The 10,485-nt window shown below is 65.4% G+C and carries 9 protein-coding genes, 3 tRNA genes, 1 rRNA gene and 2 pseudogenes; 11 read left to right on the top strand and 4 right to left on the bottom strand.

Annotation, left to right across the window (positions count from 1 at the left end; all coding sequences use genetic code 11):
* From AC1DS3_RS29665 to AC1DS3_RS29615, 11 genes and pseudogenes are all read left to right on the top strand, one after another.
* A pseudogene (locus AC1DS3_RS29665) lies at nt 1-209 on the top strand (ArsR family transcriptional regulator); the annotation flags it as partial.
* A gap of 4 nt (nt 210-213) precedes the next feature.
* Nucleotides 214-1,456: pseudogene (locus AC1DS3_RS29660) on the top strand (cytochrome ubiquinol oxidase subunit I).
* Nucleotides 1,453-2,475, top strand: coding sequence for a cytochrome d ubiquinol oxidase subunit II (locus AC1DS3_RS29655; RefSeq protein ID WP_441630993.1), 1,023 nt, complete (start codon nt 1,453-1,455; stop codon nt 2,473-2,475). The pseudogene AC1DS3_RS29660 and the gene AC1DS3_RS29655 overlap by 4 nt, the downstream one beginning before the upstream one ends.
* Before the next feature lie 66 nt (nt 2,476-2,541).
* Nucleotides 2,542-3,516, top strand: coding sequence for an oxygenase MpaB family protein (locus tag AC1DS3_RS29650; RefSeq protein ID WP_441630991.1), 975 nt, complete (start codon nt 2,542-2,544; stop codon nt 3,514-3,516).
* A 53-nt stretch (nt 3,517-3,569) separates the two neighbouring features.
* Nucleotides 3,570-4,190 (top strand): 3'-5' exonuclease, encoded by a 621-nt coding sequence (locus tag AC1DS3_RS29645; protein WP_477128510.1) that lies wholly within the window; start codon nt 3,570-3,572, stop codon nt 4,188-4,190.
* A 49-nt stretch (nt 4,191-4,239) separates the two neighbouring features.
* The gene (locus AC1DS3_RS29640; protein ID WP_477128509.1) at nt 4,240-4,842 is read left to right on the top strand and encodes a hypothetical protein; all 603 of its coding nucleotides are present in this window, start codon (nt 4,240-4,242) and stop codon (nt 4,840-4,842) included.
* A gap of 181 nt (nt 4,843-5,023) precedes the next feature.
* Nucleotides 5,024-5,755: a YdcF family protein gene (locus AC1DS3_RS29635; protein ID WP_477128508.1), complete on the top strand. Its 732-nt coding sequence runs from the start codon at nt 5,024-5,026 to the stop codon at nt 5,753-5,755.
* 185 nt (nt 5,756-5,940) lie between these two features.
* Nucleotides 5,941-6,186: a helix-turn-helix domain-containing protein gene (locus AC1DS3_RS29630; RefSeq protein WP_441630983.1), complete on the top strand. Its 246-nt coding sequence runs from the start codon at nt 5,941-5,943 to the stop codon at nt 6,184-6,186.
* Nucleotides 6,187-6,698: 512 nt separating this feature from the next.
* Nucleotides 6,699-7,814, top strand: a complete 1,116-nt coding sequence (locus AC1DS3_RS29625) for an FAD-dependent monooxygenase (protein WP_441630981.1) — start codon at nt 6,699-6,701, stop codon at nt 7,812-7,814.
* A gap of 48 nt (nt 7,815-7,862) precedes the next feature.
* Nucleotides 7,863-8,717, top strand: coding sequence for an IclR family transcriptional regulator (locus tag AC1DS3_RS29620; RefSeq protein WP_441630979.1), 855 nt, complete (start codon nt 7,863-7,865; stop codon nt 8,715-8,717).
* A 23-nt stretch (nt 8,718-8,740) separates the two neighbouring features.
* Nucleotides 8,741-9,562, top strand: a complete 822-nt coding sequence (locus tag AC1DS3_RS29615; protein ID WP_441630977.1) for a DODA-type extradiol aromatic ring-opening family dioxygenase — start codon at nt 8,741-8,743, stop codon at nt 9,560-9,562.
* Nucleotides 9,563-9,707: 145 nt separating this feature from the next.
* Here the strand turns inward: AC1DS3_RS29615 and AC1DS3_RS29610 are convergent.
* The 4 genes from AC1DS3_RS29610 to rrf all read right to left on the bottom strand — a co-directional run.
* Nucleotides 9,708-9,782: transfer RNA gene (locus AC1DS3_RS29610), tRNA-Thr, on the bottom strand.
* A gap of 51 nt (nt 9,783-9,833) precedes the next feature.
* Nucleotides 9,834-9,907 (bottom strand) — tRNA-Gly (locus AC1DS3_RS29605).
* Between the two features lie 63 nt (nt 9,908-9,970).
* A tRNA-Tyr gene (locus AC1DS3_RS29600) sits at nt 9,971-10,056 on the bottom strand.
* Nucleotides 10,057-10,398: 342 nt separating this feature from the next.
* Nucleotides 10,399-10,485: ribosomal RNA gene (gene rrf, locus AC1DS3_RS29595) — 5S ribosomal RNA — on the bottom strand; the annotation flags it as partial.

Below are 10,485 nucleotides of genomic sequence, written 5' to 3'. Positions count from 1 at the left end.
GGCTGATCCTGCTGGTGACGAGCTGGTTCGGCGAGATCCAGAAGCTGGATGTGGCCACGCTGGAGAAGCTGATGAAGCTCGGCTCCAAGGTCAACAAGCTGCTGGACGTGAAGGACAAGCTCAGCCTGGCCATCGGCGGAAAAGCCCGCGCCGGCACACCCCCTGCCAGTACCGTGAAAGCCAAGACGACCCGCACCCGGAAGGAGTAGTTGCATGTTCTCGTCGCTCGACCCGGTGGTGCTTGCGCGCGTGCAGTTTGCCGCCAACATCACGTTCCACATCTTGTTTCCCACCATCAGCATCTCGCTGGGCTGGGTGTTGCTGTTTTTCAAGCTGCGCTTCAATAGGACCGGCGATGACCGCTGGATGGCGGCGTACCGTTTCTGGGTGAAGATCTTTGCGCTGACCTTTGCGCTGGGCGTGGTCAGCGGCATCACCATGAGTTTCCAGTTTGGCACCAACTGGCCGGGCTATATGGAGACGGTGGGCAACGTGGCCGGTCCGCGCGTTCTGGATCCTGGCGCTGAATTCGTGGATGCAAACCCCGGCGGGCTTCGAGATGATCGATGGCCGCGCGCATGTGACGAGCTGGCTGGCGGTGATCTTCAACCCGTCGTTCCCGTACCGCTTCGTGCATATGCTGCTGGCGTCGGGGCTGACTGTTGCGTTCCTGCTGGCAGGCATCTCCGCCTATCGCTGGCTGCGTGGCGACCGGGTGCCGGAGGTGCTGTCGTCGCTGCGCACCGGCGTGACCATTGCCGCGGTGCTGATCCCGCTGCAGATCGTGGCGGGCGACCTGCATGGCCTGAATACGCTGCACCACCAGCCGGCCAAGATCGCCGCGATGGAGGGGATCTGGAAGACGGAGAAGGGCGCGCCCGCCGTGTTGTTCGGCGTGCCCAACGCAAGCACGCAAAGCAATGATTTCGAGATCGCCATTCCCAAGCTGGCCTCGCTCTACCTGACGCATCAAATGGATGGCGAAATCAAGGGCATCGATGCCTTTGGCGACAAGCACCCGCCGGTGGCGCCGCTATTTTTCGCCTTTCGGATCATGGTGGGTGTGGGCCTGCTGATGCTGGCGGCATCGTGGGTGGCGGCGTGGCAGTTGCGCCGTGGTGGCCAGCCCGCGCCGTGGATGGCCCGCGTGCTGATTGCCATGACCTTCTCCGGCTGGGTGGCCCTGGTGGCTGGCTGGTACGTGACCGAGATCGGCCGCCAGCCTTACCTGGTGTACGGCGTGCTGACCACCGCGCAGGCCGCSTCCAAGGTGCCSGCSGCGATGATCGCCWSCACGCTGGCGATGTACCTGGCGCTCTACCTGGCGCTGATCGCGGCCTACGTCTCGGTGGTGTTCTACCTGGCGCGCAAGGCCGGGACCGACCCGAAGGTGGACAACCCGCGGACCGAACCCTCTCAAGCCGTGTTGCCTGGCGAACTGCGGAGCGCAGAATGACCGACCTGACCCAACCCGCCGGCTGGATGCCGCTGGTGTTCCTGGCCCTGATGGGCATCTCCATGCTGGTCTACGTGATCCTGGATGGCTACGACCTGGGCGTGGGCGTGCTGCTGCGCCGCGCGGACGATGCCGACAAGGACACCATGATCGCCTCCATCGGCCCGTTCTGGGATGCCAATGAGACCTGGCTGGTGCTGGGCGTGGGCCTGCTGCTGGTGGCCTTTCCCATTGCGCACGGCGTGATCCTGACCCAGCTCTACCTGCCGGTGGCGCTGATGCTGGCGGGGCTGATCCTGCGCGGCGTGGCGTTCGACTTCCGCGTGAAGGCACGCGCGCACCACAAGCCGTGGTGGAACCGCGCGTTCTACGCCGGCTCGCTGCTGGCCGCTTTCTCGCAGGGCCTGATGCTCGGCCTGTATATCACCGGATTCCAGCACGGCTGGCCCGACCTGGCCTTTGCGGTAGTGGTGGGCCTGTGCCTGGTGGCGGGCTACTGCCTGCTGGGCGCGGGCTGGCTGATCATGAAGACCAGCGGCAGCCTGCAGCGGCGCGCCATGTACTGGGCGCGCCGCAGCCTGTGGCTGACCGGCATTGGCGTGGCGGCGATCTCGCTGGTCACGCCGATGGTAAGCCAGCGCATCTTCGACAAATGGTTCTCGCTGCCCAACATCATCCTGCTGGCGCCGATCCCGTTGGTCACGGTGGCACTGTTCATCCTCATCGACCGCCTGCTGCGGCGCCTGCCGGCCATGCACGACCGCGGCAACGACCGCTGGTGCTGGGTGCCCTTCGCCGGCACGGCGGTGATCTTCCTGATGGCGTTCAACGGCTTGGCCTACAGCATCTTCCCGTACCTGGTGGTGGACAAGATCGATATCTGGCAAGCTGCGAGCGCGCCGGAGTCGCTGGGGGTGATCCTGGTGGGCGCGGCAGTGGTGCTGCCGACCATCCTGGGTTACACGGTGTATGCCTACCGTGTATTCTGGGGGAAGGCGACCGACCTGCATTACTACTGAGCATTTACTGATGCATTTACTGCGCGGCGGTCGATCAACCTCGCATATCACGCACACCAGGCACCTATGAGCGGCTCGCAAGGCCAACAACCCGGCACCCCACCCTCCACGCCCCAGGCCGCCCCCCTCCCCCGGCGGCTGCTCGACCGCCTGCGCGCCCGTGCCGGCGCGCAGGTGCGGGGCCTGACCCGCAGCAACTCCGGCCTCAGCCTCGACTACGACAACCCGCCCGGGGATCCCGGCCTGTTCGGGCCGGACGCGGTCTGCTGGCGCGTGCACGCGGATTTCCCCGCGATGCTGGCTGGCGGCGTCAGCGCCCTGCTGATGCAGACCATGCATCCGCTGGCGCTGGCCGGAGTGTGGGATCATTCCACCTTCCGCACCGATATGCAGGGCCGGCTGGGCCGCACCGCGCAGTTCATCGCCGGCACCACCTACGGCAACCGCGCCGATGCACTGGCGCTGATTGACCGGGTCAGGCGCATCCACGCGGCGATCAAGGGCACGGCGCCAGATGGCCGCCCCTACGCGGCCGACGATCCGGCGCTGCTGACCTGGGTGCATGTGGCCGAGGTGTCGAGCTTTCTCACCGCCTACCTGCGCTATGTCGGCCCACTCTCGGTCACCGAGCAGGACCGCTACTACGCGGAGGTGGCACAGATCGCCGAGCGGCTCGGCGCCACCGGCGTGCCACGCAGCGCCGACGCCATCGCCGGCTACCTGGAGCGCATGCGGCCCCAACTGGTGGTGAGCGACCGCACCCGCGAAGTGGTGCGGCTGGTCATGGCGATGCCAGTGGCCAGCCCGCTGCTGGTGCCGGCGGTGCGCGTCATGGGCGACGCGGGCATTGCGCTATTGCCGCGCTGGGCGCAGCGCGAGCTCGGGCTGCACGGCAGCACCGCGATCCGCCGTCCGGTCTCGCTGGCCGGGATGCGTGTGCTGGCGCCCACGTTGCGCTGGGCATTGGGCAGCGGCCTGGCAGCGCGCGCGCGGCGGCGGGCGTTGCAGCCCGCACCGGCGGCGCAGACGCAGTCGTCCTGACCCGCCACCCCGGGCGGGCGATTCACTAACAATAGGAAACAGGAAAGAACACCATGCAGACAGTTGCGGTTCTGGATTTTGAAACGACAGGACTGTCACCGCGTCAAGGCGACCGGGCCACGGAAATCGCAGTCATGCTGCTGCGCGACGGGGAAGTCGTCGACCAGTATCAAAGCCTGATGAACGCAGGCAGACGCATTCCCTCGGACGTCGTGCACCTCACCGGCATCACCAACGACATGATTGCGTCGGCACCCGCGGCGTCGAAGGTGATGCGGGAGGTGGCCCAGTTCGTCGGCAAGCAACCCGTGGTGGCCCACAACGCGGGGTTCGACCGCAGGTTCTGGCAGGCCGAGCTCTCGCTGCTGGGCGTGCCGGCCGACCAGACCTTCGCCTGCACGATGCTGGTTTCGCGGCGCGTCTACCCGCATGCGCAAAACCACAGGTTGTCGACGCTGGTGGATATGCTGCGCCTGCCGAAGGCCGGGCGCGCCCACCGGGCCATGGCCGACGCGCAGATGACCTGCCACCTCTGGCACCGCCTGCAGCACGATATCGCCGAGACTTACGGCATGCGCCGGGTGGATTACGACCTCATCACCMGCGTGCAGGCCACCAGCAGCGCCAAGGTGCCGGCCCTCCTGCGCTCGCTGGGCGAGAGCCAGGCTCAATGATGCGTGGGCAGAACGCCGGCAATGCACCCATGGCGCAATGACGCAACCTGTGCCCAAGCAGTGGTTATGGCTGGACACCGCGCTGAGCTGGATTGCCCTCCTGGGCATCCTGACGTGTCTCGGCTTGATCGACTTCCATGGAATGCGGCCACTGGACGCGGGCGGCATCCTGTTTGGCGGTAGTTTCAATCTACTGATGTATGCCGGCGCCTGGATCGCGGCAATGGCGGGCTTGCTCGTGGCAACGGCGTTTCGTCTGGCCGGGCACCGCGCAGCCTGGTGCATGGCCGGGATCGTGCAAACAGGCGCGGGGGCCTGGTGGCTGTTGCACTATCCCGTCACGCACGATGGCAACCTGTTGCTCTCGCCAGAGCGGGAAGAGATTGCCGCAGCGATGCTGGTCGGCGTAGCGCTGCTGATTGGCGGGGTATTCCTGCATGTCAGAGCGGCCCGCGCACGGCGTCACCGTCCGATATCGAGCACAAAGGTGGTGGTGCGATCCGTGGTCGCCGGCTCATTKATCCTGATCTTCGTCGCCATCCCCCTCGCCAACGCGCTGCGCGCGCCGCTACCGCATTGCGCCTTCAGCAAAGCAGGCTCGCAACTGACCGTTTGCCTGGATGCCAGTGACACGCCCGTCATTGTCGATTGATCTGAAGGCTGACTGGCCAGCCCGCCAGTGCCTGGCCTTGAATCACGCCAAAACACACATAAGCACGCTTAAATTCGCCAAAACATGCTGACTAACGATATGGGTCTGAACAACAATGCATGACTTGAAGACTGGCGCATTCTGGCGGCGCGCCTGCCTTGCCCTGCTTGGCGCACTGCTGGTGGCCGATGCCATCGCCCTGATGCTGATGGGGCTGTTCAACTTTGGGGTCGTCCTCCCTCTGGCGATCGGCGCGGCCTTTCTCGCGCTGTCATGGCGCTGGGAGAGGGTAGCGCGCTGGCGCGCGGCCAGCCCACGGCGTCGATGGATCTGGGCGCTGGGCCGCACCGCATTTGCCGTGTGGCTGGTGACGCTAGGGATGTTCTTCTATTTCATCAGCGCCAGCAACGCGAACTTCCCGGCAACGGGACCGGCGGCAAACACCATCCTCATACTGGGCTCCGGCACGCCACACTGCGCCGCGTCGCCCACCCTGGCTGCACGGCTGGACAAAGGACTGGCGCTGGCACGGCAATGGCCGGCGGCGCGAGTCGTGGTGAGCGGCGGCCAGGATTTCGGGCTGCGGTGTAGTGAGGCGGACATCATGGCGGACTACCTGATCGCGCACGGCCTGGCACCGGAGCGCCTGATCCGGGAGGACCGGAGCACCAGCACGGAGGAAAACCTGCTCTTCAGCCACCGCTTGCTTGCGCAACAGGGCGTGAGCGCCGCAGACCCGCTGGTGCTGGTGACCAGTGATTTTCATCTGGTGCGCGCAAAGCGGATCGCGCATAAGGCTGGGTTCCAGGCGGTGTCTGGCGCAGGAGCGCCAACGCCGCTGTACTTACGCTACAACGCCTGGCTGCGCGAGTATTTTGCGTTTATCAGTGGCTGGGTATTGCGTGAACTCTGACCGGAAAGCGGCAAGGAAAACGATGGAAGACCAAAGTGACGAATTGCGTGCCAGGATCGGCCGGGAGATGCGCCCAGGTGAGACCGCAACTTACCAGAGATGGCTTGGTGCGCTCGCCATGACAGGGGGCACCGATTGCCTCGCTCCCCAGATACTCAACCGCCAGTTGCCCTCCAAGCCTCTAAATGCCAATAGCTTCCCCAAGGCACGGTGGTGCCGCCCCTCTTGTTCAGTTGGGATCCGCGATCAGGGAGGTCCGCCTTCGGCGTGACCTTTCCCAGGAAGAGCTTGCCCATCTGGCCGGCATCGACCGCTCCTATATGAGTTCTGTGGAACGGGGAGGACAGAATTTGGGGATGATGCATCTTTTGAGAATTGCGACTGCGCTTGAGGTTACGGTCGCGGAGTTGATGGCTGTTGCCAAGCTCTAAGCGTCAGCACTAGTCGACTCGGGAGGCCCAGCGCCCCGAACAAGCCAGGCATCGGCCCGCGCTTGTACTTGGGGCTGCAGCGATCAACGGCAAAACCAGCTCGAAGCTCTACGGCCTTATGACGTCGTGCGCAGCCGCGAGCCTGGCAAGCCATTGCCAACGACGGCGTTCCAGGGGCAGAGTCCACCGCCGGCGTATGGCAGCAGATTTCGGAGCGACCATCGCTCAGCAGTAAGCTGCCGGCTTCGGTTGCCGGCTGGCCAGAAGCACGGGCGGACTACCACCAACGCATCGCCCCCGCTCCTCCCATTTCACTTCCCCTGAGGCCCCATGCGGCCTCCTTTTTCGTTCCCCTTCGCGTAAACCCTCGGATTGACATCCCCATTTCGTCTTTATATTCTTTTATGAACACTACGTTCATATTTGAACATGCAAGCCGGCAAGCGCAGCCGCTGAGCAGCGAGGCGCACACCCGGGCCCACACCAAGGCGACCCCCAGAGGAACAAGCACCATGGCTTCACAAAAGATTGGCATCGGCGGACTCGCCGCGGCGATTGCGCTGCGCAAGCTCGGGAAGGACGTGGTGGTCTTCGAGCAAGCCTCGCGCTTCGCGCGGGTCGGCGCGGACATCAACCTCACACCCAATGCCGTGCGCGCGCTGGATGGCCTGGGCGTGGGCGAGGCATTGCGCGAGACCGCCGCGCGGCCCAGCCACCGCATCAGCCGGGTGTGGAACACCGGCGAGGAAACCTCGCGGCTGGCCATGTCCGACGAGGCGGAGATCCGCTACGGCGCGCCGCAGCTCACCATGCACCGCGGCGACCTGATGACCGCGCTGGAAGCCGCCCTGCCGGCGGCCTGCATCAAGCTGGGCAAGAAGGCGACGCAGATCGAGCGGCATGCGGCCGGCGCGACGCTGCATTTCGCCGATGGCACGCAGGAAGACGTGGATGTGCTGATCGGTGCCGACGGCATCCACTCGGCCGTGCGCACCGCGCTGTTCGGGCCCGAGCATCCGGTCTTCACCGGCGTGGTGGCTTACCGCGCGGTGGTGCCGGCCGAGCGCCTTGCCGGCGTGCCGAACCTGCAGGCTTTCACCAAGTGGTGGGGCCCGGAGGCGACCTCGCAGATCGTCACCTTCCCCCTCAACCGCGGCCGCGAAATCTTTATCTTCGCCACGGTGGCGCAGGAAGCCTGGCGCAACGAATCCTGGACCACGCCGGGCCGCGTGGAAGACGTGCGCGCGGCCTACGCGGGCTTTCATGCCGAAGCGCGCGCGCTGCTTGATGCCTGCGACGACGTGCTGATCTCCGCGCTGTACGTGCGCGATCCGCTGCCCGCCTGGTCAGCCGGCAACGTCGTGCTGATGGGCGACGCCTGCCACCCGATGATGCCCTTCATGGCGCAAGGCGCCGGCATGGCCATCGAGGATGGCGTGGTACTGGCGCGCTGCCTGGCCGAAGCCAATGGCGACGACATCCCCAACGCGCTCGCGCGCTACCGGGCCGCGCGCTTTGAGCGCACCAGCCGCATCCAGATCGGCTCGCGCAGCAACGCGTGGCTCAAGGAAGGCGGCAACGCGGACTGGGTGTACGATTACAACGCCTGGCAGGTAGCCCTCGGCTAAGCACCAAGTCCGCAGGCTTACCTCGCCGCCCACCCGTCCACGGAACCGATGAGCAAGAACCCCAAGCTGAACCAGCCCGCGCCCGACGCAAGCGATGCCGCCGACGGCGGCGACGAAGACAAGACGCAACTGGTCAGCCCGGTGATCCGCGCCATGCGGCTGCTGCGCTTTATCGCAGAAGGCGGCTCCACTACCAACCTGAGCGAAGTCGGCCGGCGCATCGACGTGAACCGCGTCACCGTGATGCGCCTGCTCGCCACGCTGGAGCACGAAGGCATGGTGGAGCGGCTGCCGCAGGGCGGCCACCAGGCAGGCTTCGCTCTGCTCAAGCTGGGCGCAAAGGTGCTGGCAGGCAAGGATCTCACCGTCTTTGCGCGGCGCGTTCTGGCCGCCCTGAGCGAATCGCTGCAGCTCTCCGCCTATCTCGGCGTGCTGGATGGCGGCGACGTGCTCTACCTGCTGCGCGATATGCCGCAGACCTCGCTGGTCAGCAATATCCAGGTTGGCAGCCGTGTGCCGGCGCACCTCACCACGCCCGGCCGCATGCTGATTGCCGGCCTGCCGGAAGACACGCTGCGCGAGCGGCTCGGCGAGGAACCGCTGGCGACCGTCACCGGGCAAAGCCCGGCCACGTATGCCCGCCTGGGCGACATCCTCGCCGCCGACCGCGAGCGCGGCTGCGCCTGGAGCTTCTCCGCGTTCGAGCCCGGCATCGACTCTTGCGCGGCGCCCGTGTGCGACGCCAGCGGCACCACGGTGGCTGCCATCAGCGTGGCCGGCCCGGACATTCGTTTCGAGCGCGCCCCCGATCTTCGCGAACGCGTGGAGCGCGAGGTCAAGCGCGCCGCGCGCGATTTGTCTGGCCTGCTCGGCTACGCCGCCGGGCAGCGCCACCCACACTGACACCACGTCAACAGGAGGCTCGGATGACAACGCCTGCACTCCCTACGTTCTTCATCTCGCACGGCGGCGGGCCCTGGCCCTGGATGGAAGCCCAGATGGGCGGCCGCTACGACAAGCTCAAGGCCGCGCTGCAGCAGATGCCCCAGCTGGTGCAGCGCACGGGCATTGCGCCCAAGGCCGTACTGATGATTTCAGCGCACTGGGAGGAGCCGGAGTTCACGGTCATGGCCAACCCGAAGCCGCCCATGGTCTATGACTACTACGGCTTCCCGGATTTCACCTACCAGATTCAGTACGCGGCACCGGGCGCACCGCAGCTCGCCGCACGCGTGCAGGGCTTGCTCGAGAACGCCGGCCTGGCCGCACGGCTCGATCCGCTGCGCGGCTTCGACCATGGCATGTTTGCGCCGATGGCCGCCATCTATCCCAACGCCGACATGCCAACCGTGCAGCTCTCGCTCAAGCGAGGGCTCGATCCGCAAACGCATCTCGCACTCGGGCGAGCGCTGGCGCCGCTGCGCCACGAAGGCATCCTCATCGTGGGCAGCGGGCTGAGCTACCACAACCTGCGCGCGTTCGGCCCCGCAGGGAAAGCGCCATCGGCCGCGTTCGATGCCTGGCTCCAGCAAGCGCTGACGACGACCACCCCAGCGCAGCGCACCGCCGCGCTAACTGGCTGGGAGAGCGCGCCCGCCGCCCGGCAGGCCCATCCGCGAGAAGAGCACTTGTTGCCATTGATGGTCGCCGTGGGCGCGGCCGAGGACGACATTGCCACGCGCGTCTACCACGAAGACGACTTCGCTGGCGGCATTACCGTGTCGAGCTTTATGTTTGGGGGAAGCTGAAACCTGAAACGAGGAACGAGAAGCTTGAAGGCAGCCGGTGCGGTGATTCCGCATTGGCGAGCGTGGCGTGGGCCGGGAGGAACAGCTTGCCGGCACCAGCTAGCTTTGACAGCCCGCGCGAAGAACGCGAACCTGGGGAAAAGACTGGTGCCCATGGGCAGGATCGAACTGCCGACCTCTCCCTTACCAAGGGAGTGCTCTACCACTGAGCCACATGGGCGAAACTTGAATGCTGCTTTTTAGAACTGCAAGAACCCGGGCAATCTGGAGCTGGAGCGGGTGAAGGGAATCGAACCCTCGTCGTAAGCTTGGAAGGCTTCTGCTCTACCATTGAGCTACACCCGCCGGGTTACCACGCTTTCTGCTTCACCGACACCTGCCGGGTACTCACTACTGCTTTGCAATTCTTGGTGGAGAGGGTTGGATTCGAACCAACGTAGGCGTAAGCCAACAGATTTACAGTCTGCCCCCTTTAGCCACTCGGGCACCTCTCCGCAGTGAACTTCTGATTATGGTGTAACTTTCCTTGGCTGTCAAGCACTTTCCGTACTATGCAAAGTAGGGAAGGACAGACTTCGGAGCGTTGACCTGGCACCAGCTAGGCTGCCCGATCGCACCATCATCGTCGGCATTCAATAAAGAACACCTTCACCCTATAGGGGGCTCGCCAGAGGCTCTAAAACGGCTTCTGGCGGCCTCTCGGGCCTTGCTTGAGCGAAGGAACTGGCTCGCCAGGCTGGCGAGCCGGAGCGCTGTCGGCAGCGCTGATCGCGCAAAACCGCAGCCACAAAAGCAAAACCCCCCAGTACTTTCGTACTGGGGGGTTTCAAGGGAGAGCCTGGCGATTACCTACTTTCACACGGGTATCCGCACTATCATCGGCGTGGAGTCGTTTCACGGTCCTGTTCGGGATGGGAAGGGGT

Source organism: Cupriavidus sp. 01L46 (genome assembly GCF_056399905.1).
Note: the sequence above shows the minus strand (reverse complement) of the source record. Positions and strands in the feature narration are given on the sequence as shown.